The sequence below is a fragment of the Kocuria sp. CH-021 genome, assembly GCF_049716185.1.
GTDB classification, from domain to species: domain Bacteria; phylum Actinomycetota; class Actinomycetes; order Actinomycetales; family Micrococcaceae; genus Kocuria; species Kocuria cellulosilytica.
The window spans coordinates 58917-82952 of sequence record NZ_JBNAFK010000003.1; the positions used below are offsets into that span (position 1 = coordinate 58917).

Annotated in this window: 20 protein-coding genes; 13 read left to right on the plus strand and 7 right to left on the minus strand. The window is 73.2% G+C overall.

Translation table 11 applies throughout. The features are described 5' to 3' along the window. Positions 1-177 precede the first annotated feature (177 nt). Both ACPYN7_RS02780 and ACPYN7_RS02785 read left to right on the plus strand, forming a co-directional pair. Entirely contained in the window at positions 178-879 is a 702-nt protein-coding gene (locus ACPYN7_RS02780; protein WP_424346627.1) for a hypothetical protein, read from the plus strand. A gap of 59 nt (positions 880-938) precedes the next feature. Further along, positions 939-1421, plus strand: a complete 483-nt coding sequence (locus ACPYN7_RS02785; RefSeq protein WP_058873980.1) for a MarR family winged helix-turn-helix transcriptional regulator — start codon at positions 939-941, stop codon at positions 1419-1421. Positions 1422-1957: 536 nt separating this feature from the next. Here ACPYN7_RS02785 and catA read toward each other — a convergent pair. After that, positions 1958-2842, minus strand: a complete 885-nt coding sequence (gene catA / locus ACPYN7_RS02790) for a catechol 1,2-dioxygenase (RefSeq protein ID WP_058873999.1) — start codon at positions 2840-2842, stop codon at positions 1958-1960. Between the two features lie 358 nt (positions 2843-3200). Here catA and benA point away from each other — a divergent pair, with 358 nt between their 5' ends. The 5 genes from benA (at position 3201) to ACPYN7_RS02815 (ending at position 10581) form a co-directional block, all read left to right on the plus strand. Then, positions 3201-4583, plus strand: coding sequence for a benzoate 1,2-dioxygenase large subunit (benA, locus tag ACPYN7_RS02795; RefSeq protein ID WP_058873979.1), 1383 nt, complete (start codon positions 3201-3203; stop codon positions 4581-4583). 40 nt (positions 4584-4623) lie between these two features. Further along, the gene (benB, locus tag ACPYN7_RS02800; protein ID WP_058873998.1) at positions 4624-5160 is read left to right on the plus strand and encodes a benzoate 1,2-dioxygenase small subunit; all 537 of its coding nucleotides are present in this window, start codon (positions 4624-4626) and stop codon (positions 5158-5160) included. 126 nt (positions 5161-5286) lie between these two features. Then, the gene (gene benC / locus ACPYN7_RS02805; protein WP_058873978.1) at positions 5287-6861 is read left to right on the plus strand and encodes a benzoate 1,2-dioxygenase electron transfer component BenC; all 1575 of its coding nucleotides are present in this window, start codon (positions 5287-5289) and stop codon (positions 6859-6861) included. Next, on the plus strand, positions 6861-7688 hold the full coding sequence (locus tag ACPYN7_RS02810) for a 1,6-dihydroxycyclohexa-2,4-diene-1-carboxylate dehydrogenase (protein ID WP_424346628.1): 828 nt from the start codon (positions 6861-6863) through the stop codon (positions 7686-7688). The genes benC and ACPYN7_RS02810 overlap by 1 nt, the downstream gene beginning before the upstream one ends. 61 nt (positions 7689-7749) lie before the next feature. After that, on the plus strand, positions 7750-10581 hold the full coding sequence (locus ACPYN7_RS02815) for an AAA family ATPase (RefSeq protein WP_424346629.1): 2832 nt from the start codon (positions 7750-7752) through the stop codon (positions 10579-10581). A 96-nt stretch (positions 10582-10677) separates the two neighbouring features. Here ACPYN7_RS02815 and catC read toward each other — a convergent pair whose 3' ends face one another. From catC to ACPYN7_RS02830, 3 genes are all read right to left on the minus strand, one after another. Continuing rightward, positions 10678-10956, minus strand: a complete 279-nt coding sequence (gene catC, locus ACPYN7_RS02820; RefSeq protein WP_058873976.1) for a muconolactone Delta-isomerase — start codon at positions 10954-10956, stop codon at positions 10678-10680. A gap of 157 nt (positions 10957-11113) precedes the next feature. Continuing rightward, positions 11114-12217, minus strand: coding sequence for a mandelate racemase/muconate lactonizing enzyme family protein (locus tag ACPYN7_RS02825; protein ID WP_424346630.1), 1104 nt, complete (start codon positions 12215-12217; stop codon positions 11114-11116). Continuing rightward, a complete protein-coding gene (locus ACPYN7_RS02830) occupies positions 12214-13149 on the minus strand; it encodes a LysR substrate-binding domain-containing protein (protein WP_058873974.1) in 936 nt (311 codons plus the stop codon). The genes ACPYN7_RS02825 and ACPYN7_RS02830 overlap by 4 nt, the downstream gene beginning before the upstream one ends. A gap of 184 nt (positions 13150-13333) precedes the next feature. On the opposite strand from ACPYN7_RS02830, the gene ACPYN7_RS02835 reads away from it, so the two are divergent. Beyond that, the gene (locus tag ACPYN7_RS02835) at positions 13334-13948 is read left to right on the plus strand and encodes a flavin reductase family protein (RefSeq protein ID WP_058873973.1); all 615 of its coding nucleotides are present in this window, start codon (positions 13334-13336) and stop codon (positions 13946-13948) included. Positions 13949-13958: 10 nt separating this feature from the next. Here ACPYN7_RS02835 and ACPYN7_RS02840 read toward each other — a convergent pair whose 3' ends face one another. Beyond that, on the minus strand, positions 13959-15665 hold the full coding sequence (locus tag ACPYN7_RS02840) for a long-chain-fatty-acid--CoA ligase (protein WP_424346631.1): 1707 nt from the start codon (positions 15663-15665) through the stop codon (positions 13959-13961). Between the two features lie 86 nt (positions 15666-15751). Between ACPYN7_RS02840 and ACPYN7_RS02845 the strand changes: the two genes are divergently transcribed. The 5 genes from ACPYN7_RS02845 (at position 15752) to ACPYN7_RS02865 (ending at position 20850) form a co-directional block, all read left to right on the plus strand. After that, positions 15752-16732: a hypothetical protein gene (locus ACPYN7_RS02845; RefSeq protein WP_424346632.1), complete on the plus strand. Its 981-nt coding sequence runs from the start codon at positions 15752-15754 to the stop codon at positions 16730-16732. A 136-nt stretch (positions 16733-16868) separates the two neighbouring features. After that, on the plus strand, positions 16869-17585 hold the full coding sequence (locus tag ACPYN7_RS02850; RefSeq protein WP_058873970.1) for a response regulator transcription factor: 717 nt from the start codon (positions 16869-16871) through the stop codon (positions 17583-17585). Positions 17586-17618: 33 nt separating this feature from the next. After that, positions 17619-18914, plus strand: coding sequence for a sensor histidine kinase (locus ACPYN7_RS02855; RefSeq protein ID WP_058873969.1), 1296 nt, complete (start codon positions 17619-17621; stop codon positions 18912-18914). Continuing rightward, the gene (locus ACPYN7_RS02860) at positions 18911-19924 is read left to right on the plus strand and encodes a hypothetical protein (protein ID WP_058873968.1); all 1014 of its coding nucleotides are present in this window, start codon (positions 18911-18913) and stop codon (positions 19922-19924) included. The genes ACPYN7_RS02855 and ACPYN7_RS02860 overlap by 4 nt, the downstream gene beginning before the upstream one ends. 128 nt (positions 19925-20052) lie before the next feature. Next, entirely contained in the window at positions 20053-20850 is a 798-nt protein-coding gene (locus tag ACPYN7_RS02865; protein WP_424346633.1) for a DNA-3-methyladenine glycosylase I, read from the plus strand. Here ACPYN7_RS02865 and ACPYN7_RS02870 read toward each other — a convergent pair. Both ACPYN7_RS02870 and ACPYN7_RS02875 read right to left on the minus strand, forming a co-directional pair. Further along, complete coding sequence (locus tag ACPYN7_RS02870; RefSeq protein WP_058873966.1) at positions 20816-22045, minus strand: aminotransferase class I/II-fold pyridoxal phosphate-dependent enzyme; 1230 nt, start codon at positions 22043-22045, stop codon at positions 20816-20818. The genes ACPYN7_RS02865 and ACPYN7_RS02870 overlap by 35 nt on opposite strands. A gap of 487 nt (positions 22046-22532) precedes the next feature. Beyond that, on the minus strand, positions 22533-23975 hold the full coding sequence (locus ACPYN7_RS02875; protein ID WP_058873965.1) for a dihydrolipoamide acetyltransferase family protein: 1443 nt from the start codon (positions 23973-23975) through the stop codon (positions 22533-22535). Between the last annotated feature and the right edge of the window lie 61 nt (positions 23976-24036).

Below are 24036 nucleotides of genomic sequence, written 5' to 3' on the forward strand. Positions count from 1 at the left end.
GTGCTGCTGGACGGGCGTCGCCGGCCGGGACGGCGGTCGGCGGCAGGGCGGCCGCACCTCCCGCCCCTCATTTTTGATGATATGTCAATCAGAGCAGGGGCGCCAGAGGAGCCGACGTCGGGGCCGAGGTCTACAGTAGAGGCGACCAGCACCCCTCCACCACGGAACAGCCCGCCCATGAGCACCCACGGCAACGAGCCCGAGTACGGGCAGCGCCTCCCGCCGCAGCACGCCCCGTCCGGACCCGCGCCCCGGGGGGCCCGCGGACCCGCGGCCACCCCGCGGGCCGCCCGGCGGATGGCACGCGGACTCTCCTTCACCCTCGTGATGCTGGGCCTGCTGGTCGGCGGGGGCCTCACCGCCCTCGGGAGCGCGTGGGGCTGGGCGGCCGGAGCACTGCTCCTCCTGCCCGGGCTCGTGGGGTTCGTCGTCGTCCAGGCCCAGCTGCACCCGGCCCTGCGGGACGCCTCGGTGCCCCCGCTGCGGAGCCGTTCGCGACTGTGGCTCGTCCCCTCCGGACTGCTGCTGCTGGGCGCCCTCCTCCTCGCCGGCGCCCTCGGGACCCAGCCCCTGCTGGCGGGCACCTCGCGCGCGCACCTGGTCGAGGAGTACGTCAGCGTCCTGGTCGTCTCGGGCATGACCCTGGTGGTCGCCGCGGGACTGGGCTTCGGCCTCGTGGCCATGGCGTCCTTCACCCCGGTCGACGACGACGACTCCCCGCTGCGCCCCACCGGCTACGCCGAACGGCTCCGGCGGCCCGTGCACGGACCCGGCGACCACTACGACTCGGAGTGGATCCACCGCCGCCGGGCCCGGTACGGCCGCGGGGCCGGTGACGACGCACGGGACACCCCGCCGGAGGGTCCGCCGGGCGGTTGACATTTGTTGACATGTCAATATATACTGGCGTCTTTTCCGCCCCACGAGAGGACTGCCGCATGAGCCACCCGGAGACCGGCGAGGTCAACTGGCTGACGGACGAGGAGCAGCGCGTCTGGCGCGGCTTCCTGGCCCTGAGCCGCGGCATGCAGACCGCGGTGGACCGCCAGCTGTCCCGGGACAGCGCACTGTCCGGCTCCGAGTACGAGGTCCTCGTGCTGCTGTCGGAGAGCGACACCGGCGTGATCCGCTCCCGCGACCTCCTCCACGAGCTCGGCTGGGAGCGCAGCCGCCTGTCCCACCTGCTCTCCCGGATGGCCCGGCGCGGACTGCTCGAGCGCCTGCCCTGCGACAGCGACGCGCGCGGCCTCGACGTGCGGATCACCCCGGAGGGACGGGGTGCGATCGAGGCCTCCGCCCCGGGCCACCTCGAACTGGTGCGGGCGGCGCTCATCGACCACCTGACCCGGGAGGAGATGGACGCGCTGCTCTCCGTCTCCGCCAAGGTGGTCCCCCGGCTCGAGGAACTGGGGCTGTGCTGACACAGGCCTCCTGAGCCGCCCGGGACTCGGGGCCCTGGATCCAGAGGTGGGGGCCCGGGGCTCGGGGCCCTGGATCCAGAGGTGGGGGCCCGGGGCTCGGGGCTCGGGGCTCGGAGCTCGGGGCTCGGGGCTCGGGGCTCGGGGCGACCCTGCTCCAGGACGACGCCGGACAGGGGACAGGCCCTGCCGCATGGGGGGATCGGCAGGGCCTGTCGGGCATCCCGATCGGGGGAATGGGACGCCAGTCGCCGGCAGGAACCATCCGGAGGCAGATGGGGGGATCACCTCCGGGCCATCGCCGACGACAGATTTACCTTAGACCCAGTGATCTGCATGAGCAAGCCGACTGCCCGTTCCGCACCCGTGTCGCCCCTGGTCCGGTGACCGCCCCCACCCGTGAGCCGACCGACCTGGACCCACTGGCCTGGACCTGCCCGCCTCGCCCCGTCCGCTCCGCGCACGGGAACGCCCCCGCCGGCTGGAGCCGGCGGGGGCGTTCCCGTGCGCCGCGGGTCTCGCGGCCGCGGGGTGGGGTCCTACTTGGTCTGGCCCTCCTTGGCGAGGACGTAGTCGTAGACGACCTCCTCGCCCTCGCCGCCGTCGGTGCGCGGCTTCGGGTCCAGCATCAGCTCGGGCTTGACCGCCGAGGCGATGTCGTCCTCGTTGTGGGGGTCGCCCGGGAAGTACAGCTGCTGGGTGACCAGCTGGTGCCCGGGGGCCGAGACCTTGATGTGGATGTGCGCCGGGCGCCAGGCGTGCCAGCCGGCGGCGGCGATCAGCTGCCCGCAGGCCCCGTCGGTGGGGATCTGGTACGGGGCCGGGCGCTTGGTGTTGATCTCGAAGTAGCCGTTCTCGTCGGCCTTCACGGTGCCGCGGAACAGCCACTCGGGCAGCTCCGGGGCGTACTGGGAGTAGAAGCCGTTGGCGTCGGCGTGCCAGATCTCCACCTGGGCGTCCTGGATGGGGTTGCCGTCGGTGTCGGTGAACCGGCCCTTGAACAGCAGCGGGGTGCCGGGCTCGTCGTCGCGCATCTCCAGGGTCGCCGGGGTGGGCAGCACCGGGGAGTCCGGCACGTAGTAGGGGCCCTCGATGGTGCCGACGGCGCCGGGGCGCTCCTGGGAGTTGACGTCCTCGATGGTGTGCTCCAGCCACACGTCCAGGAACAGCGGCCACTCCCCGTCGGTGCCGACCTTGATCAGCCAGGCCTTCAGGGCGTTGTACTCCTCGTAGGTGACCTGGTGCTCGACCGCGATGTCGTTGATCGCCTTGATCGCCGCGCCGGCCAGCAGGGACACCCGCTCCTTGGGCACGTCCAGCTTCGCCAGCTTGCCCGAGGCAGTGAACCGCTCGGTCGCCTTGGACCCGGCCTCGACCGCGGTGCCCTCGTTCTCCTTGCGCGTTGCCGCGCCGGTCTCCGTCATGGTGTTCTCCACATTCCTCGTTGAACGGTAGTCAGGGACGCCCGTCGTGCCCGTCGCTCCCGATGCAGCTCGAGGCCCTCAGCTCGAGGCCCTGGCTGTGACACCGGACACGTCGACGTCCCCCTCAGCCTAGGCCGAGCATCAGGACGCGACAAATATCGATTAGGCCGCTTTTGTGCGCATAATGCGGCATAAATCCACCCTTGGTTACTCCTAGGGGTTTGCCTGATGTGATCGCAGTCACGGGATACCAGACTGGCTCTGTACCGTCCGGCAGGAGCCGGTCGCAGCAGCGGCCCCGGCCCGCACGTCCCGAGCAGACGTCCCGCCCAGACATCCCGATCAGAAGGAGCACGTCATGACCGAGAACCTGACCCACGTTCGCGAGGTCCTCTCCGACGCCGTGGTGGACGACCGCGAGAACGGCGTCATCCGGGCCAAGCGGGAGATCTTCACCGACGAGGAGATCTTCGAGCTGGAGATGAAGTACATCTTCGAGGGCAACTGGGTGTACCTGGCCCACGAGTCGCAGATCCCCAACGTGGGCGACTACTTCACCACCTACATCGGCCGCACCCCGGTGGTGATCACCCGCGACAAGGACGAGAACCTCAACTGCATCGTCAACGCGTGCTCCCACCGCGGCGCGATGCTGTGCCGGCGCAAGACGGACAACCGCACCACCTTCACCTGCCCGTTCCACGGCTGGACGTTCAAGAACTCCGGCGAGCTGCTGAAGGTCAAGGACGGGCGCAACGGCGGCTACCCGGAGAACTTCAACAAGGAGGGCTCCCACGACCTGACCAAGGTCGCCCGCTTCGAGTCCTACCGCGGCTTCCTGTTCGGCTCCCTGAACCCGGACGTGCTGCCCCTCCAGGAGCACCTGGGCGACGCCACCACGGTGATCGACTCGATCGTGGACCAGTCCCCCGAGGGCCTGGAGGTCCTGCGCGGCGCCTCGACCTACACCTACGACGGCAACTGGAAGGTCCAGGCGGAGAACGGCGCCGACGGCTACCACGTGACCTCGGTGCACTGGAACTACGCCGCGACCACCGCCCGCCGCACCGCCGGGGACTCCGCCAACACGACCAAGGCCATGGACGCCGGCAAGTGGGGCAAGGTCAAGGGCGGGTTCTACTCCTACGAGCACGGCCACCTGCTGCTGTGGCAGGAGTGGACGAACCCCCAGGACCGCCCGCTGTGGGACCGCCGCGAGGAGCTCGTCGACAAGTACGGCGAGGAGATGGCGAACTTCATGATCAACATCTCGCGCAACCTCTGCCTGTACCCGAACGTGTACATCATGGACCAGTTCTCCTCGCAGATCCGGCACTTCCGCCCGATCTCCGCGGACCAGACCGAGGTCACCATCTACTGCATCGCCCCCAAGGGAGAGTCGCAGGAGAACCGCTCCAAGCGGATCCGCCAGTACGAGGACTTCTTCAACGCGACCGGCATGGCGACCCCGGACGACCTCGAGGAGTTCCGCTCCTGCAACAAGACCTACTGGGCCACCTCCGCCCCGTGGAACGACATGTCCCGCGGCGCCGCGCACGAGATCCAGGGGCCCGACGAGCAGGCCCAGGCCCTCGGCATGACCAAGGTCATCGCCTCCGGCGTGCGCACCGAGGACGAGGGCCTGTACCCGATCCAGCACAGCTTCTGGAAGGACGTCATGGACAAGGGGCTGGCCGCGGAGGAGCGCGCCGCCGAGCAGCCCGCCCCCGCGACCGCCTGACCCGGACTCCGCCGAACCACAGAAAAGAGTGCAGAACACCATGGCCAACCTGCTGAACCCCGTGACGGCGCTGAAGACCGCCGAGGAGATCGCGACCCTCGAGACCGTGCGCGCCTTCCTCTACAAGGAGGCCCGCCTCCTGGACGACCGCCAGTTCGACGAGTGGCTCGAGTGCTACCACCCGGACTCCGAGTTCTGGATGCCCTCCTGGGGCGACGACGACCAGCTGACCGAGGACCCCCAGAACGAGATCTCCCTGATCTACTACGACAACCGCGGCGGCATCGAGGACCGCGTGTTCCGCATCAAGACGGACCGCTCCTCCGCCACGTCCCTGCCGGACCCCCGCACCGGGCACAACATCACCGACGTGGAGATCCTCGCCCACGACGGCGACCAGGTGCAGGTCCGCTTCAACTGGTTCACGCTGTACTTCCGCTACAACACGACGGACACCTACTTCGGCACCAGCTTCTACACGATCGACCTCTCGGGCGAGCAGCCGGTCATCCTGAAGAAGAAGGTCGTCCTGAAGAACGACTACATCCACCACGTCGTGGACGTCTACATGATCTGACGCCTGCCGTGGCCGGCCCCGCACGGGGCCGGCCACGGCGGACCGTCGACATCCCGTGCTCACCGAGCACGCCCCCACAGACTTTTCCGGGCCGCGCGGACGCGGTCCCCCACCCAGGAGGAAATCATGGGCCACCAGGTAGCCCTCAGCTTCGAGGACGGCGTCACGAAGGTCGTCAAGGTCGGCGACTACGAGACCGTCCTGGACGCCGCCTACAAGGCGCGCATCAACATTCCCGCGGACTGCCGGGACGGCGCCTGCGGCACCTGCAAGGCCTTCTGCGACTCGGGCACCTTCGACCCCGGGGACTTCATCGACGACGCCATGACCGAGGACGAGCTCGAGAAGGGCTACCTCCTCACCTGCCAGGCGGTCCCCGAGTCCGACATGGCCATCCAGATCCCGGCGACCGCCGAGTCCGCGAAGACCTCCGCGGCCACGTTCACCTCCACGCTCCAGGAGCTGGACAAGCACTCCGAGACCACGATCTCCTTCACCCTCGACGTCGAGAAGCGGGAGGACCTCGCCTTCCTGCCGGGCCAGTACGTCAACATCAAGGTGCCCGGCACCGACGCCGAGCGCTCCTACTCCTTCAGCAGCGGCCCCGAGGTCGAGGGCGCGGCCTTCATGGTGCGCATCACCCCGCAGGGCGCGATGTCCGAGTACCTGCGCGACCGCGCCCAGGTCGGCGACACCGTCGAGTTCAGCGGCCCCTACGGCTCGTTCTTCCTGCGCGAGCCCAAGCGCCCGCTGCTGCTGCTCGCCGGGGGCACCGGCCTGGCCCCGCTCCTGTCGATCCTGGAGAAGCTCGCCGAGAACCCGCCCAGCACCCCGGTGCACCTGATCTACGGGGTGACCCGCGAGGCCGACATCGTGGGCCTCGACTGGATCCGCGCGTACGAGTCGAAGCTGCCCGGCTTCACCTGGGACTACATCGCCTCCGAGGAGGGCACCTCCGCCCCCCACACCGGGTACGTCACCCAGATCATCGAGCCCTCCCACCTCAACGACGGCGACGTCGACGTCTACCTGTGCGGCCCGCCGCCCATGGTCAACGCCGTCTCCAAGTGGCTGGACAGCGAGGGGATCGAGCCCGCGAACTTCTACTTCGAGCGCTTCGCACCGAAGGAGAGCACCGGCGGCGACGCCGAGACCGGCGCCCCTCCGTCCCCGGAGAAGGTGGCCGCCGAGGGCGACACCATGACCCGCACCGAGGCGGTCTCCTCGATGGAGACCGGCCGCCTGGAGTTCCGCAAGGAGGACAGCTTCGCCCACCTCGACGCCCGCATGGGCCTCGAGCTCGCCGTCACCGAGCTCATGATGGGCCGGCTGACCGAGGAGCAGCTCCACCAGTTCCGCCGGCTCGCCGAGGCCACCACCCACTCCGTGGGCGCCGGCACGGTCTCGGACCCCGAGGAGTACGTGCGGACCAACGAGGAGTTCCACGAGTACCTCTTCATGGTCAGCGACAACCCCGCGCTGCTGGAGTCCTACCGCCGGCTCGACGTGCGCGAGCAGATGGCCGCGACCTTCGAGGAGGGCACCGAGATCTTCGCCCGGGTCGCGCAGGACCACGTCGACGTCGTCGCGGCCTTCGAGGCGAACGACAAGGAGCGCGCCCGCGAGGTCATCATGGCCCACGCCCGCGACGCCAAGGAGACCATGTCCACGGCGATCGACGCCAAGGAGGCCGGCAACTGATGGGGGCGCCGTACGCGGGACAGTTCCTCACCCCGGGCCGCTTCGCCGGCAAGGTCGCGGTCGTGACCGGATCCGCGCAGGGCATCGGGCAGAAGGTGGCCGAGCGGATCGGCGCCGAGGGCGGCGCCGTCGTGCTCGTGGACCGCTCCGAGCTGGTGCACGAGGTCGCGCAGGGCATCACGGAGGCCGCCGAGGCCTCGGGCTCGGGCGGCTCCGCCACGTCCGTGACCGCCGACCTCGAGACCTGGGCCGGGGCCGAGCAGGCCGTCGAGGCCGCACTCGCGGCCCACGGTCGCGTGGACGTGCTCGTCAACAACGTGGGCGGCACCATCTGGGCCCGGCCCTACGAGGAGTACGACGAGGAGAAGATCGAGAAGGAGATCCGCCGCTCGCTCTTCCCGACGCTGTGGTCCTGCCGCGCGGTGCTCCCGGCCATGCTCGAGCAGGGCTCGGGCACGATCGTCAACGTCTCCTCGGTGGCCACCCGGGGCATGCACCGCGTGCCCTACGCCGCGGCGAAGGGCGGGGTGAACGCCCTGACCCAGTCGCTGGCCATGGAGGTCGCCGGCCGCGGCGTCCGCGTGGTCGCCACCGCCCCCGGCGGCACGGAGGCCCCGCCCCGCAAGGTCAAGCGCGGGCCCGAGGCCGAGAGCGCCACGGAGAAGGCCTGGTACCAGGCGATCGTGGACCAGACCGTGGACTCCTCGTTCGTGAAGCGCTACGGCACGCTCGACGAGCAGGCCGCGCCCATCGTGTTCCTCGCCTCCGACGAGGCCTCCTACGTGACCGGCAGCGTCCTGCCGGTCGCCGGCGGGGACCTCGGCTGAGCGTCCGGTGACGCAGGCCCGCCGGCGCGGCCGTGCACCCCGCCGGGGTAGACTCGCGGCCATGACGGCGGGCCTGCACCACGGCGACTCCGGGGACGAGTTCCCGCTGGTCGGGCGGGCCGGCGCCCTGGAGGAGCTGGTCGACGTCCTGCGGACCGTGCGCAAGGGCCACGTCCGCACCGTGGTGCTCGACGGCCCGCTGGGCTCGGGCAAGACGGCCCTGCTCGAGCTCTTCCTGGACCACTGCCGCTCCACCGCCCGGGGGGTCCGGGTGCTCAGTGCGACCGGCGACGAGTGGGAGTCCCAGCTCGCCCTGGCCGGGTACAGCCAGCTCATGCTCGCCACGCCCCTGCGCTCGTCCCGGGGCTTCGACGGCGAGCCCGCGCTGCCCTCGGCCCCGGTCGCGGAGCTGAGCCCCGCGCAGGCCGTGAACTACGCCGCCACCCTGAGCACCCACCTCGAGAGCCTGCAGACCCGCGGCACCGTGGTGGTCACCGTCGACGACGTCCACCGGCTGGACGAGCAGAGCCTGCGCATCCTGGTGTTCGTCATGCGCCGGATGCACGGCAAGCGGGTCATGTTCGTCCTGACCCTCGACCCGTCGCAGTCCCGGCACGTCCCGGCCGGCGTGCTCGACTTCCTCACCGGCCACCAGGTGCAGCGCATCCCCCTCGAGCCGTTCGGCGCCGAGGAGGTCCGGGCCGCGGCCCGCCGGTACTTCGGCCTCTACCTCGGCGCGACCGCCGCGCACCGGCTCGCCCGGCACACCGGCGGGCTGCCCCAGCAGGTGCTCGAGCTGCTGCACGAGCTGCCCGAGGACACCTGGCACTCCTGGTTCGCGGACCTGCCGGCGAGCTCCCGGGTGCGCGCCCGCGTGCACAGCGTCCTCACCGGCGCCTCCCCCGACCTGGTGCGCACGGCCGAGGCCGTCGCCGTGCTGGGCCGCAGCGCGGGCCTGTCCGAGGTGGGCCACGTGAGCGGGGTGGACGCCCTGATGGAGGCGCTCGACGAGGGCCACCGCGCCGGGCTGCTGGACCTGGCCGTGGACCAGGCCCGCTCGGTCGTGCAGTTCTTCGAGCCGGGCGCCGCCGAGGCCGTCTACGGGCTGATCGTGCCGAGCCGGCGGATCGAGCTGCACCGGCGGGCCTCGGCCGCCGTGCACGAGGAGGGCGAGCAGCTCGGCCACCGCGTCTCCGCCACCCCGGGCCCCGACGAGGCGCTGGCCGTGGAGCTCGAGGCCTTCGCCGGCCGGCAGGCGATGGTGGGGGCCTGGCAGGAGGTCGCCACGGCACTGTTCTCGGCGTCCCGGCTCTCCGCGGACGCGCGCGCCCGCAACGACCGTCTCCTGCGGGCCGTGGACGCCCTCGTCGGCTCGGGCAACATCGCCCAGGCCGACATGTGGACGGCCGCCGTGGACGCCATGCCGTCCTCCCCCCTGCGCTCGTCGGTGCTCGGCTACCTCTCCACGGTCTCGGGGCAGAACCGCAGCGCGCAGACCCAGCTCGAGATGGCGTGGCGCACGAGCAACCGGCAGCGGGACCCGGCGTCCGCGGCGCAGATCGCCCAGCGCTTCGTGCTGCACGGCGTGGCCTCCTGGGACGGGCCCCTCATCACCCGGTGGGCGGAGACCGCGATGTCGCTCACCGATCCCGGCACCCCGGCCCACATCGAGTCCGAGGCCATCTACGGCCTGGGCCTCTTCGCCCAGGGCCGGCTGCGGGACGCCGAGGCCTCCTACGAGCGGGCCTTCGAGCACGCCGCGGAGAACGCCCAGAAGCAGCGCGTCCAGATGGGCGCCGGGTGGCTCGCCCTGCGCGCCGACGACGTGGAGTCGGCGCTCGTCAACTTCCAGGCGGCGGCCCCCACCGAGTACCGGGGCGGGTCCCTGCGGATCTCCCTGTGGGCGGACGCGTGGCTGGCGCGCACCCAGCTGGTGCTGGGCGACTGGGACGCCGCGGCGGCCACGGTCTCCCGCGCCTCGGTGCGTCTCGAGACCTCGCGGATGCCGCTGATCCGGCCGCTCCTGTACTGGACCGCCGCGGAGCTGTGGTCGATGCGCGGGGACTGGGACCGCGCCCGCCACTACGTCTCCCAGGCCGCCGTGCAGCCGGGCACCTACCGGGCCATGCAGGTCCCGGCCAGCCTCGCGCGGGCCCGCTTCCACGAGGCCCGCGCCGACTACGAGAGCGCCCTGGGGGTGCTGCAGCCGCTCACGGACCTCGACCCGTGGACCGACGAGCGGGTCTCCTTCTGGCCGTGGCAGGACAGCTACGTCAACGCCCTCGTCATGACCGACCGGCTCGAGGACGCGGACGCCTTCCTCACCGCGTTCGAGAGGGTGCGCCGCGAGCGGCGGATCCCGTCCGACGAGGCCCGCACGGCGTGGGCCCGGGGCAGGATCCTCGCCGCGCAGGGCGACCCGGACACCGCGCGCGAGCACTTCGAGGCGGCCCTGGGCCAGCTGCGCGGGCTCAACCGCCCGTACCTGCGCGCCCGGATCAGCTTCGCCTACGGGCAGAGCATGCGCCGCGCGGGCAAGCGGCGCCTGGCCTCCACCGTGCTGCGGACCGCGCGGGACCTCTACGACTCGCTGGGCGCCGCCACCTACGTGGAGCGCTGCGACCGCGAGCTCAAGGCGGCCGGTCTCGACGTCGGGAACCTGCCCGATCCCTCCGACCCGGTGCTCGCGGCCGTGGGCCGGACCACCGTGCAGCTCACCGCCCAGGAGCAGGCGGTGGCCGAGCTCGTCGCGGGCGGGGCCACCAACAAGGAGACCGCGCGGGCCCTGTTCCTCGCCGAGAAGACCGTCCAGTACCACCTGACCCGCATCTACGGGAAGCTCGGGATCCGCTCCCGCAGCGAGCTCGCCGCCCGCTACCGTCCGCCCGAATGACCGCGAGCCCGAATGACCGCGAGGCGGCGGCCGACGCCGGCTCCCGGTGACCGGGCCGGCGTCGGCCGCCGCCTCGCGGGCGGGACCGTCCTGCTGCTACTTCACGTCGGAGGGGTGCTTGGCCAGCGGCACCACGGTGACGTCCATGTAGGGGAACAGCGGCAGGTTCTGCAGGATGTCGTGCAGCTCGTCGTGGGACTCGACGTCGAAGACCGAGTAGTTGGCGTACTCGCCGACCACGCGCCAGATCTCCGGCCACTTCCCGGAGCGCTGCAGCTCCTGGGAGTAGGCCTTCTCGGTGGCCTTGATCTCCGCGGCCTCCTCGGCGGGCATGTCGGTGGGGAGGTTGATGTCCATGTGGACCAGGTACTTCACGGTGCGTCCTTCCGTCGGTTCGGGATGTCGGTTCGGGATGTCGGTTCGGGATGTCGGTTCGGGATGTCGGTTCGGGATGTCGGTCGGCCGGGATGTCGGCCGGGTGCCGGCGCCCGGCCCGGCCGGGGTGCGGCGGGCGGAGCGGCGCGGTGCGGCGCTACCGGTCGGTGCGGTAGTGGGTGAGCTTGTCCTCGTCCACGGCGGTGCCCGTCCCGGGCACCTCGGGCACGCGGATCCGGCCCTCGGCGATGACCACGGGCTCGGCCAGGAGGTCGTCGGCCATGTCCAGGAAGTTGGACAGCTCCCCGGCCCGCTTCGAGGTGTGGGCCAGCGCGGCGCCGAAGACCACGGAGGCGATCGTGCCCACCTGGGTGTCGATCTGGTTGCCCACGTACACGTCGATGCCCATGCCCTCGGCCATGCCGACGATCTTGGCGGCCTCGGTGAACCCGGACCGGGCGGTCTTCACGGCCAGCAGGTTCGCCCCGCCGGTGAGGATCTCCTTCGCGGCCTCCCCGAGGTTCGGGGCGGACTCGTCGGCGGCGATCGGGATCGTCGACCGCTCCACCAGCCGGCGGCGGCCGAGCACCTCGCGGGCGTCGTCGGGCTCCTCGAGGAACTGCAGGCCCAGGTCCTCGGTGCGGCGCAGCACCTCCATCGCCTCGTTGGCGGACCAGCCGCGGTTGGCGTCCATGTAGAGCTCGGCGTCCTCGCCCAGGCCCTCGCGCAGCACCCGGGCGGCCTCGACGTCGAGGCCGACCGGGTGCCGGCCGGTCTTGAGCTTGAACGTGCTGATCCCGTAGGTCTCGCGGAACTCCAGCGCCAGGTCCAGCAGCTCGGCGGCGGGCTTGAAGCCGAGCATGTGCGAGACCCGCATGGAGTCGGTGAACCCGCCCAGCAGCCTGCTCACGGGCTGCCCGAGGCCCTGGCCGATGACGTCCCACAGGGCGATGTCCACCGCGCCCTTGGCCGTCTGGTTGTGGATGGTGCGGGCCAGCACGGCCTGGACCTTCTCCCGGTCCAGGACGTCCAGGCCGACCAGCTGCGGGGCGAAGACGTCCTCGACCACGGCCACGATGGACTTCTGGGTCTCGCCGTAGGTGTAGGGCCGGGGCGGGGTGTCGGCGGTGCCCACGATCCCGTCGTCGGTGGTGATCCGCACCAGCACGTGGTCCGCCTCGTGGACGGCGCCCGAGGCGAAGTGCAGGGGGTGGACGTAGGGGATCGAGTAGGGGATCGCCTCGATGGTCGCGATCTTCATGGGCGGGCGGGCCTTTCGTGGGCGGGTGGGACGGGCTCGCCGCCGGGGGCCCCGGGTGCGTCCTGGACGTCGACGACGAGGTCGATGAAGTTGTGCAGCAGGGCGGAGCGGTCCTCGCGCCGCCACGCCACGGCGAGCTCGATCTGCGGCGAGTGCTCGATGTCGCGGTAGACCACGCCCTCGAGCTGGAAGGCGCGCACCCCGGCGGGCACCACGGCCACCCCGCCGCCGGCCGCCACGAAGGACAGCAGCGTGGACGTCTCGCCCGCCAACTGGGCGATCCGGGGCTGGAAGCCGGCCTGGCGGCAGAGGTCCGCGGCGGTGCGGTAGAGCACGGAGTCGGGCGGGTAGGTGATGAACTCCTGGTCCTGCAGCTCGTGCACGGCCACGGGCAGGTCCACGGCCAGGGCGCTGAAGGAGGGCAGCGCCACCACCAGGGCCTCCCGCGCGACGACCCGGTACTCGATGTCCGCGGAGGCCACGGGCGGCCGCAGGAGGGCGGCGTCGAGGGTGTGGTCCCGCAGCCCCTCCTCCATGGCGGGGGTCAGCATCTCGCCGTGCAGGGCCAGCGACAGCCCGGGCATGGCGCTCTTCGCCCGCCGGACCACCCCCGGCATCACCCCGTAGGTGGCCGAGCCCGAGAAGCCGACGCGCAGCACGCCCGTGGCGCCCTGGCCCACCTGGTAGACGTCGGCCTTGAGGGCCTCGACCTCGTTGATGATCCGCCGGCCGCGGTCCAGGAGCACCTGGCCGGCGGCGGTGAGGTCCACCCGCCGGGTGGTCCGGTCCAGCAGCCGCACCCCGAGGTGCTCCTCGAGCTGGCGAATCTGCTGGGACAGCGGCGGCTGGGCCATGTGCAGGCGCTTGGCGGCGCGGCCGAAGTGGCGCTCCTCGGCCACGGCGATGAAGTAGTTGAGCTGCCGGATCTCCATCGTGACAGTGGTCCTTCCGCTCGGTCGGAGGGGCCGTCGTCGATCACCACCTCACGCATTGATCTACAGACTACACCAAAAGTGCCCTATTAGGACAGATCGTCGGTGCAATCGACGGGGTGTTCCAGAGCCTCCGACGGCCGCGGCCCGTGACCACGAGCCCGCGGAGTGGTGCAATGGGGCCATGCGCACCGACATCACGGCCGACCGGCACGGCTCCTTCGCCCGGGCGGTCAAGTCCCTCGTGGTCCCCCGCCCCATCGCGTGGGTCAGCTCCCGCTCGGCCGCCGGGGTCGACAACCTGGCCCCGCACTCGTTCTTCACGGTCGCCTCGGAGAACCCCACCGTCGTCCAGTTCGTCTCGGTCGGCGAGAAGGACAGCCTCCGCAACATCCGGCAGACCGGGGAGTTCGTGGTCAGCTTCGCGCCCGAGGGGCTGTTCGAGCGGATCAACGCGACCAGCACCGACTACCCTCCCGAGATCAGCGAGTTCGACGCCGTGGGCCTGACCCGTGAGCCCTCGCTCACCGTGGCCGTCCCCCGCGTGGCCGAGTCCCCCGCCGCCATCGAGTGCCGGCTGCACACGGACCCCATCCCCGTGGGCAACTGCTTCCTGGTCCTCGGCGAGGTCACGCACGTGGTCGTGGACGAGGAGGACATGGACGAGCGGGGCCCGGTCGTGCGGACGCTGCGCCCGATCGCGCGGCTCGGGCGCGACGAGTGGGGCGAGCTGGGACGGATCCGATCCATCCGGCGGACCCCCTACCGGGACGTCGCCCCGGAGGCGGACCTGCCCTGAGCGCCCCGGCTCAGAGCCGCACACCCGTGCGCCGGAGCTGCTCGCGGACCTCCCGGCGCTGGATCTTGCCGAGCATCGTGCGCGGGAGCTCCTCCACGGCCACGATCCGCCGGGGCACCTTGTAGCGGGCGAGACCCGCCCAGCAGTGCTCGCGCAGGGCCGCCTCGTCGAGGACGGCGCCCGGCACGAGCGTCACGGCCGCGACGACCACCTCGCGGCCGCCGGGGTCCACGAGCCCCACCACCGCGGCGTCCTCGACGGCGTCGTGCTGCCGCAGCGTGGTCTCGACCTCGCTGGGAGCCACGTTGAACCCCCCGGTGATCACGACCTCCTTGAGCCGGTCGACCACCCGCAGGAACCCGTCCTCGTCGACGGTGACGATGTCGCCGGTGCGCAGCCACCCGTCGTCCGTCAGCGCCCGGGCGGTCTCGTCGGGACGCCTCCAGTACCCCTGGAAGACCTGGGGGCCCCGGACCCACAGCTCCCCCGGCCGGTCCCGCGGGACATCCTCGAGGGTCTCCGGGTCCACGAGCCGGATCTCGGTGGACGGGAACGGGATCCCGATCGAGCCCGCCCGGCGAGCGTCGTTGAGCGGATTGCAGGCGACGAGCGGGGAGCACTCGGTGAGGCCGTAGCCCTCGATCAGGATGCCCCCGGTGGACCGTTCCCACCGCTCCACGAGCGGGACCGGCAGGCTCATCGCCCCCGAGACGGCCACCGGGATCCCGTGCAGGTCGGCGCCCCGCTCCTGCGCGGCGTCGAGGATCTTCTCGTACACCGGCGGCACGGCGGGCAGCACCGTGGGCCGCGAGCGCTTCATCGCGCCGAGGACCAGGTCCGCGCGCACGGTCGGGAAGAGCACGAGCCTCGCCCCGAGGGACATCGCGAACGTCACCCCGAGGGTCAGGCCGAAGGCGTGGAAGAGGGGCAGCACGCCGTGCACCACCTCGTGCTCGCCGGAACCGAGCCAGTGCCGGCCCATGAGGGCGTTGGACTCGAGGTTGCGGTGCGTGAGCATCGCCCCCTTGGGCAGCCCGGTGGTGCCGGAGGTGTACTGCAGCAGCGCGAGGTCGTGGGCCGTGGGCCGCGGGTGCTCCGCGGCGATCGGGTCCGCGGCGAGCAGCTGCTGCCAGGGGATCGTGCCCGGGGCGGGGCCGGTGAGCTGGGCCCGGGCGGCCCGGGCGCCCGGCAGCGGCAGGCGCAGGGCCAGCCGCTTCGCGCGCGGCATCGCGGCGGTGACGTCCACGGACACGACCGCCTCGACCCGCAGGTCCGCGGGCAGGGAGCGCACCCGCTCGGCCGCCCGGTCCCAGACCACCGCCACGCGCGCGCCGTGGTCCTCGAACTGGTGGCGCAGCTCCGGGGCGGTGTAGAGCGGGTTGTGCTCGACGACCACGGCCCCCAGGCGCAGCACCGCGTAGAACGCCACGACGTGCTGCGGGCAGTTCGGCAGGACGAGCGCGACCCGGTCGCCGCGGCGCACGCCCAGCCGGCGCAGGCCCTCGGCCGCGCGGTCCACCTGCCGACCCAGGGCGGCGTAGGAGGTCGTGGCCCCGAAGAACTCGAGCGCGGTGCCCGCCCCGTGCCGGGCGACGGACCGCTCGAGCATGTGCACGAGGGAGGTCTCCGGCAGGTCGAGGTCCGCGGGGACGCCCGGGTCGTAGCTGGCGGTCCAGGGACGGGCGCGCAGGAACTCGCGCACGGTTTCGGCAGGCATGTCCCCGACACTACTCGGCGACACCGCCCGCGGGCCGGGACCGCCCACCGGGCCCGGCCCGGGGACCGGCCGTAGACTCCGATGCCATGACCCCCTCTTCGACACCCGGCTCGCCCTCGCCCGACGACCCGATGCCCTGGTCGGACACCGGTCCGCACGACTCCTCCGACGCCACGCGGCCGCTGCCCCCCGTCAGCCGGTTCGCCGCCCCCGCCGGCGGCGCACCGGCTGACGCGGCCGGCGGGGACCGGGACCCCGGGAGCGGCGGGGACGAGGACTGGTCCTGGTACGACGAGGACGACCAGCACACCCGGCCGCTGCCGGCGGTGACCGCCCAGCGCCCGGTGCAGGAGGACCCGGGCCCGCGCACGGACCCGGCGCCCGTGCTCGGGGCCCGCGGCTCCGCACCGGGAGGCGGGCACGGCTCCGGGACGCTCGCCGGCGGAGCGCACGACCCCGGGGCCGGCGTCCCGTCCGGCGTCCCCGCCGGGGTGCCGGTCGACGCCGCGACCCGGCACGCCCGGCAGCGGGAGGAGTTCGGGGGCCTTCAGCTGGTCCCCGGCTTCTTCGGCTGGCTCAGCGCGATGGCCCTGACCTGGCTGCTGCTGGCGCTGGCGGGCCTCGCCGCCGCGGCGCTCGGGCTGCGGCTCGTGGACGGCGCCGGGGGCGTGGTGGACGACCTCGCCGCCGGCTCCGCGACGGCCTGGACGGGCGCGGCCGCCCTCGGCCTGGTCGAGTTCCTCGCCTTCCTGGGCGGCGGATACGCCGCGGGCCGGATGGCGCGCTTCTCGGGCGCCCGGCAGGGCGTGTCCGTGTGGCTGTGGTCCCTGTTCGGCCGCTCCGTGGCCACCGTCGCGGGACTGGTGTGGGCCGACACCGTCGGCCTGGCACCCGTCGGCGTCTCGGCCCAGGCGCTGATCGGCGACCTGCTGCTGCCCGGCCTGCTCGCGGTCGTGGCCGTGCTCGTCCTCGACCTGCTCGCGGCGGTGCTCGGCGGGCTGTGGGGCGTGCGCTACCACCGCCGGGTGGACCGCTGGGGAGAGGGCTGGGGGGATCCGGGCCGGTAACTTTGCGTCCCCGCACCGTGTCGAGTTCGCATCCCACCACAAGAAGGGGGACAATCGGAGCACCTCGGTGAGATCCGTCACCCCCACGCGGAAATCTGCGGACCGGCCCACCGAGCAGCACCCGGAGGAATCGCCCATGCCGTCCACCCTTGTCGCCGTCGTCGATGACCACGAGGTCGTCCGGGAGGGCGTCCGCCTCGTCTCCATGACCTCGCAGGCGGACGTGAAGCTCGTCGGATCGGCCTCCAGCGTCCCCGCCCTCCTCGACCAGCTGGGCCGGGACCCCGAGAACCCCGCGCTCACCGCCCAGGGCGCCAAGCGGATCGAGTGCGAGGTCGTGCTCCTGGACCTGTCCCTCGACGACATGTCCCGTCCCGCCACCAACGTGGAGCTGCTGCGCGCCGCCGGCATGAAGGTGCTGATCTTCAGCATCGGCGAGAACGCCGCGCTGATCCGCGAGGCCCTGCGGGCCGGGGCGCTGGGCCTGGTGCGCAAGTCGGACCCGCTCGAGCACGCCATCGAGGAGGCCCGCAACATCGCCGAGGGCAAGCCCGTGATCACCAAGGAGCTCGCCGCCGCGATCGACGGGGACGTGGAGTTCTCCCGCGCCAGCCTCTCCCCCCGGGAGCAGGAGACCCTGCGGCTCTACGCCTCGGGCTTCGCCCAGGTCCAGGTCGCGCGCCGGATGGGGATCAAGCAGAGCGCGGTCAAGACGAACATCGACCGCATCCGCGAGAAGTACGCGCGCGTCGGGCGCCCGGCGCCCACCAAGATCGACCTGCGCATCCGGGCCATCGAGGACGGGCTCGTGGAGCCCACCGCGGACATCACCACGGCGGAGAAGCATCTGTGAGCCGCCCCTCGCCGCGGTGAGGACCACCGCTCCGTGAGCCACCTCGCGTCCCGGCCCCCGCTCGCCTACCGGAAGGTCCCGGCCCGGCGGCGCCGCAGCAGCCTCCTGGTGCCGACCTCGCCGCAGGAGCTGGGGATGAACTCCTACCGCATCCACCTGCTCGCGAACATCTGCCACGGGCTGGTCGTCGTCGCGCTCTTCCTGGAGGCCCTCACCATCGTCGGGGACCAGCTGCCCGCCTTCGATCGGTGGCACCTGGTGTTCCTGGTGGCGCTCATGCTCAACGGCTGCGCGATGCTCCTCCAGGGCGCCCGGCGGCAGGTGCGGATGTGGCCGGTGCTCGCGGCGCCGGTGCTCGTGGCGCTCGCCGTCCTGACCCTCCCGCTCGCCTGGACCGGCACCGCCCCGCCGCAGGACCCATGGGTGGAGCCCTTCATCCTGCTCGCGGCCGCCGCCACCGTGGTCGCGTGGAGCATCGAGCTGGCGGTCGCCTACCTGGTGTCCGTCACGGTGTTCTACGTCCTGGTCATGGTGCGCATCACGGAGGCCGCGGACGTGATGGGCGTGCTGTTCGACGCCACGAGCCGGATCGCGTTCGGCGTGGTCCTCGTGGTGCTGATCAGCCTGGTCTACCGGGGTGGGCAGAACGCGGACCAGGTCTACGCGGCCGCGATCGCGCAGGAGCTGCAGCTGAACCGCTCGCGCTCCCAGGCCGAGGAGCAGGAGCGGCTGGACCGGCTGATCCACGACAACGTCATGGCCGCCCTGCTCGACGCCGGGCGGGCCCCGGGGCCCGTCCAGCGGCGCACCCGGGAACTGGCGCAGCGGGCCCTCGAGGTCCTCGCCATCGAGGAGCGCCGCGCCGAGGGCAAGGGCACCACCATGGTGCACACCCTGCTGGACGACCTGCTCGAGGCCCTGTCCCCGTGGCGCAGCCGGGTGCGCTTCAACAGCATCACCCCCTACATCAGGCCACCGGGCGAGCCGCGGCCCCTCATCCCCGTGGAGACGGCGCAGGCGCTCGTGCAGGCGGTCACCGAGGCGGTCTCCAACAGCGCCCGGCACGCCGGCACCGCGGTCACCTACGTGACCATGGACGGCGACGTGTGCCCGCCCACCCCCATCAATCCCGAGGGCTTCTTCCTGCGCTTCCAGGTGCTCGACCGCGGCCGCGGGTTCCAGGTCCGCAGCATCGACTCCCGCCGGCTCGGGGTGCGCGTGTCCATCCTGGGCAACGTGCGCCACGTGGGCGGGGCGGTGGACGTCGACAGCGCACCGGGGCGCGGCACCCGCGTGACGATCCTCTGGCCCCGGGACGCCCAGCCGTGATCTCCCGCGCCCTCTTCCACCCCCTGAGCCTGGTGGCCGCCGCGGTGTTCTTCCTGATCCCCGTGGTGCTCGGGGTGCTGCAGACGCCCAGCATGGTGAAGCCGGACCTCATGCAGGCCGCGCTCGTGACCTACGTGGTCGCCGTGGCCCTGGTCGTGTACCCCTACGGGCAGCGCCGGCTGCCCGACCTGCCCGCGGCCCTGGGCGTGCTCCTCATGCTGGTCTCGATCCAGCGCTCCTACGACGCGCTGAACCCCCAGGCGGAGCTCTTCGGGGGCCAGTGGTTCACCCTGGGCTTCGACGGCTTCCTCGTGGCCCTGGGCATCCGGCGCCGCGCCGGGTGGGGCTGGGCCACGCTCGTCATCGCGGTGGCCGTGTCCATGACGTGGGGCGCCCGCTCCGCGCTCGGCCTCTGGGACGCCGCGCTGACGAACGCGGCGGCGGCGGCCCTGCTGCTCGCGAGCCAGCTCATCGCCCACGAGTACGACCGCGCCTCCGCGGCGTTCGCCGAGGCCCGGGACATGGTGATCTCCGCGCGCTCCCACGACGAGGCCGAGAAGGACACGGTCAACGCCTCCGTGCAGCGCGTGCACGAGGTGCGCCGCCTCGCGGGCGGGCTGCTCGAGCGGATCGCGCACGACCCCTCCCCGGTCTCCGAGTACGAGATCGAGCAGTTCCGGCTCACCGAGGCGCAGCTGCGGGACTCGATCCGGGGCCGCTCGATCGCCACCCCCTACCTGCTCGAGGTCACGCGGGCGGCGCGGGCCCGGGGCGTGCAGGTGGACATCCTGGACGAGCGCGGCAAGCCCCTGCCCACGGCGGTGCTGCGCGCGGCCACCCGCCAGGCCATGGAGGTGCTCAACGCCGCGACCTCCGGGTCGGTCACGATCCGCGCCTTCCCGGAGGGAGAGCCGGCCGCGGTGTTCATCGTCCACGACGGCAACGCCGGGGACGAGGAGCCCGTGGCCATCGAGATCGCCGACGGCACCGGCGAGGTCTCCCGGTTCTGACCGGCTCCACCGTCCGCGGTGCGGGCGCCCGCACTGCACGCGGGAGCGGAGTCCCGTCCCCGGGCGGCACCGTCCACAGGGGGCCGCGCCCGCCCCGGCCCGCCGTCCGGGCTCCCTACCGTGGCCCCATGGACACCGACTCCGCCGGGCACGGCCCGCACCCCGCCGACGACCGCACGGCTCCCCACGGCCTTCCCGGCGCTGAGGACCACCGGTCCCCGGGCCGCGCCCTCCGCGCCGACGGGACCCGCTGCCCCGTCGACGCCGGCCGCACCGACGACCACCGGTCCCCTCACCGAGCCCTCCGCGCCGACGGGACCCGCTCCCCCGACGACGCCTTCCGAGCGGTGCTCTGCGGGGACGGCCTGCGCCGCTGCCCGTGGGCGCCCACCGGCCCGGCCGCCCTCGAGGAGCACGACCGGCGCTGGGGCGCACCGCCCACGGGCGCCGCCGGCTGGTTCGAGGCCCTCAGCCTGGAGATCTTCCAGGCGGGGCTGGCCCGGTGGAGCATCGCCCAGCGCCGGGAGGGCCTGCGCCGGGCGCTGCGGGACTTCGACCCCGCGGAGATCGCCCGGATGACGGAGGACGACGTCGACGAGCTGCTCCTGGATCCCGGTGTCATCCGCAACCGGGTCAAGATCGAGGCCGTGGTGCACAACGCCCGCGCCTGCCGCGGGCTCGGACCCGAGGACTGGGCGGCGCACGTCGCGGACCTGCGGCCGGCCGCCGCCGAGCCGCCCCCGACCGTGCTGGCGGAGGCCAGCCGCTCCCCCGAGGGGGACCGGCTGGCCGCCCGGCTCAAGGAGCAGGGCCTCGTGTTCGTGGGGCGCACCACCGCGCACCGGTTCCTGCTCCGCACCGGGGTGCTCCCCGGGCACCTCGAGGGGTGCTTCAGGTCCGGGACTGGAAGCGGAGGATGCGGGTGACGGCCTCCGCCACCCGGTCGGGCCCCGCGGCGAAGGACAGCCGGACCGTGCGGTGGCCGCGCGCGGCGTCGAAGTCCAGTCCCGGCACGACCGCGACCGCCTCCTCCTCGAGCAGCCGGCGGCACCACTGCAGGGAGCTCCCGTGCCGCTCGAGCTGCTCGCCGAGGTCGGCGTAGAGGTAGAACGCCCCGTCCGCCGGGGCGACCTCCCCCCACCGGAGCGCGGGCAGCGCCTCCAGGAGCAGGCTCCGGGAGCGCGCGAACTGCTCGACCGCCCGGTCCGCCTCGGCGTAGGCGTCCGGCGTGAAGGCCTCCACGGCGGCGAGCTGCGCCGCGGCGGGCGGGCAGAGGCTGAGGTTGCCGGCCAGCGCGTCGACCGCGGCCGCGAGGTCCCGGGGCAGCAGGGCCCAGCCCAGCCGCCACCCGGTCATCCCCCAGTACTTGGAGAACGAGGAGATCACCACCGCCTCGCGGTCGTGCTCCCACGCGCTGGTGCCCCGGTACGTCCCGCCGCCGCGCGGGCCGCCGCTTTCCGGGGCGGTGTGCACGATCCCGTGGTAGATCTCGTCGCTGATCAGGCGGGTCCCGTGCTCGGCGCACCACCGGGCCAGCGCCGCCAGCTCCGCGGGCTCGAGCACGGTGCCGGTCGGGTTCGCGGGGCCGGCCACCACCAGGCCCTGCAGCGGCCCGTGCGCGGCGACCGCGGCGTCGAGCATCCCGGGCGTGGGCTGGAAGCGGGTCGCCGCGCCGCAGTCGAGCTCCACCACGTCGGCGCCCAGCGCGGCCAGGGTGTTGCGGTAGGCCGGGTAGCCCGGCCGGCAGACCGCCACCCGGTCCCCCGCGTCGAAGGCCGCCAGGAAGGAGAGCACGAGCGCCCCGGAGGCCCCCGTGGTGATCGCGACCTCCTCAGGCCGGACGTCGAGCCCGTACCACCGGGCGTAGTGGCCGGCCACCGCCCGGCGCAGCGGCTCGATGCCGAGGGCGGGGGTGTAGCCCAGCCCCTCGTTGCGGGCGTGCACCCGGGCGGCCGCCCGGGCCACGGCGCCCGGGGCGCCGCCGGAGGGCTCTCCGGCGCAGAGGGAGACCACGTCCCGGCCGGCGGCCCGCAGGCGCTCGACGTCGGCGAGGATCTCCATCACCCGGAACGGCGGCACCGCCGAGCGGGCGGAGGGGCGGGGCGGCGGGTGCGGAGGCATGCGCCCAGCCTACGGCCGCCGTCGCCCGCCGTCGCCCGCCGGAGCGCGGTCACGCCTCGCCGTCGTCGTCATGGGCACATCGGGGGACAGACTTTTGTCCAGGCCTCCGCAATACTGGTCCCAGTCCTGGACGTCAGGAGGTCGCGCTGAGGCGGTCCTCCGGGCGTGGGGGGACAGGTCTCCGGCAGCAGTGCCGGAGGCCGACGGGCAGGTTGCCACCGCGGCCGGCGTCGCACGAGTGATCCATCGTGAATGAGATGTGTGATTGTGTCTGGGGGGATTTCAATCACGGGTCCACCGGAGATGGGACGCCGGGCGCGGGAAGCCACCGCCCTGTTCCACGTCGGTGCGGCGCCGGGCCTCGGCCCGGCGGGGAGAGCCGCGGGACGTGGCGGCACGCGCGTCGACGACGCAGCACACGGCCCCGCACCGATCGGTGCGGGGCCGTTGCCGTGCCGCCGGGGCCCCGTTCCGCCGGGGCCGGGGCTCAGTCCAGCAGCAGCGCCGGTTCCTCGAGGATCCGGGCGACGTCCGCGGTGAAGCGGGCCGCGAGGTCCCCGTCGACCACGCGGTGGTCGAAGGACCCGCCCAGCGTGGTCACCCAGCGGGGCACCACGGCGCCGTCCACGACCCACGGCTTCTGCTTGATGCTCCCGAACGCGATGATCGCCACCTCGCCGGGATTGATGATCGGCGTGCCGGTGTCGAGGCCGAGGGCCCCGATGTTGGTCACGGTCAGGGTGCCGCCCTGCATGTCCGCCGGCTGGGTCCGTCCCGCCCGGGCGGTCCGCGAGAGCTCGTCGAGGGCCACGGCCAGCTCCCGCAGCGAGAGGTCCTGGGCGTCCTTGACGTTCGGGACCATGAGCCCGCGCGGTGTGGCCGCCGCGATGCCGAGGTTGACGAAGTGCTTGACGAGGATCTCCTCGTCCGTCCACGTCGCGTTGACCATGGGGTTGCGGGCCGCGGCCCACAGCACGGCCTTCGCGAGCACCAGCAGGGGCGTGACCTTGACGCCCTCGTAGTCCGGGGCGGCCTTGAGCCGCCGGACGAACTCCATGGTGCGCGTGGCGTCGACCTCCACGAAGACCGAGGCGTGCGGGGCGCTGAACGCGCTGCGCACCATGTTCTGCGCCGTGGCCTTCCGCACGCCCTTGACGGGGATCCGCTCGATCCGCTCCTCCGGGGCCGCGGGGCGGCGCCGGTCCCCGGCCTGGCCCAGCCGCGCCACGTGGGCCAGCAGGTCCTGCTTGGTGATCTGCCCGGCCGCGCCCGTCGCGGGGACGTCGGCGAGGTCGACGCCCAGGTCCTGCGCGGCCTTCCGGACGGGGGGCTTCGCGAGCGCCGGGCGGCGCGGGACGCCCTCCCCGGGCGCGGGCCCGTCCGCGCGGCCGGGCCGGCGCCATACGCCGCTGTCCCCGGCCAGGCGGGCGGCGCGCCCGGCGATGCCCTGGGCGGCCGTGCCGATCCCCCCGCCGAGCCCGGCCCCCAGCGGGCCCCGGGACAGCTTCTCCGACCACCCCGCGGGACGGGACGGCTCGGGCTCGGGAGCCGGCGGCTGGGCCGCCCGGCGGCGCCGGCGCACGGGATCGGCCTTGGGCCCGGAGCCGACGAGGGGGCGGTCCGCGCCGGGCTCCCCGCCCTCCCCCGGCACTCCGGGGACACCGGCGGCCGGGGCGGGGTCCGCCGCCTCACCCGGTGAGCCCACGGCGATGATGGGGCTGCCGACCTCGACGGTGCTGCCCTCGGGGACCAGCAGGTCCAGGACGGTCCCCGCGTACGGGGACGGCAGCTCGACCACCGACTTCGCGGTCTCGATCTCGACGAGGACCTGGTTGACCGTCACGGTCTCCCCCGGCGCGACCTTCCACGCGAGGATCTCCGCCTCGGTCAGGCCCTCGCCGACGTCGGGCAGGTTGAAGATCTGGGGCATGTCGGTACTTCCTCTCTCGCGCGGCACCCGGGCCGGCTGCGGTGCCGCCGGCCCGGGCTCC

Coding starts and splice junctions, on each gene's coding strand:
- ACPYN7_RS02780 (WP_424346627.1), top strand. CDS start 178: ATGAGCACCCACGGCAACGAGCCCGAGTACGGGCAGCGCCTCCCGCCG.
- ACPYN7_RS02785 (WP_058873980.1), top strand. CDS start 939: ATGAGCCACCCGGAGACCGGCGAGGTCAACTGGCTGACGGACGAGGAG.
- catA (WP_058873999.1), bottom strand. CDS start 2,842: ATGACGGAGACCGGCGCGGCAACGCGCAAGGAGAACGAGGGCACCGCG.
- benA (WP_058873979.1), top strand. CDS start 3,201: ATGACCGAGAACCTGACCCACGTTCGCGAGGTCCTCTCCGACGCCGTG.
- benB (WP_058873998.1), top strand. CDS start 4,624: ATGGCCAACCTGCTGAACCCCGTGACGGCGCTGAAGACCGCCGAGGAG.
- benC (WP_058873978.1), top strand. CDS start 5,287: ATGGGCCACCAGGTAGCCCTCAGCTTCGAGGACGGCGTCACGAAGGTC.
- ACPYN7_RS02810 (WP_424346628.1), top strand. CDS start 6,861: ATGGGGGCGCCGTACGCGGGACAGTTCCTCACCCCGGGCCGCTTCGCC.
- ACPYN7_RS02815 (WP_424346629.1), top strand. CDS start 7,750: ATGACGGCGGGCCTGCACCACGGCGACTCCGGGGACGAGTTCCCGCTG.
- ACPYN7_RS02825 (WP_424346630.1), bottom strand. CDS start 12,217: ATGAAGATCGCGACCATCGAGGCGATCCCCTACTCGATCCCCTACGTC.
- ACPYN7_RS02830 (WP_058873974.1), bottom strand. CDS start 13,149: ATGGAGATCCGGCAGCTCAACTACTTCATCGCCGTGGCCGAGGAGCGC.
- ACPYN7_RS02835 (WP_058873973.1), top strand. CDS start 13,334: ATGCGCACCGACATCACGGCCGACCGGCACGGCTCCTTCGCCCGGGCG.
- ACPYN7_RS02840 (WP_424346631.1), bottom strand. CDS start 15,665: ATGCCTGCCGAAACCGTGCGCGAGTTCCTGCGCGCCCGTCCCTGGACC.
- ACPYN7_RS02845 (WP_424346632.1), top strand. CDS start 15,752: ATGACCCCCTCTTCGACACCCGGCTCGCCCTCGCCCGACGACCCGATG.
- ACPYN7_RS02850 (WP_058873970.1), top strand. CDS start 16,869: ATGCCGTCCACCCTTGTCGCCGTCGTCGATGACCACGAGGTCGTCCGG.
- ACPYN7_RS02865 (WP_424346633.1), top strand. CDS start 20,053: ATGGACACCGACTCCGCCGGGCACGGCCCGCACCCCGCCGACGACCGC.
- ACPYN7_RS02870 (WP_058873966.1), bottom strand. CDS start 22,045: ATGCCTCCGCACCCGCCGCCCCGCCCCTCCGCCCGCTCGGCGGTGCCG.
- ACPYN7_RS02875 (WP_058873965.1), bottom strand. CDS start 23,975: ATGCCCCAGATCTTCAACCTGCCCGACGTCGGCGAGGGCCTGACCGAG.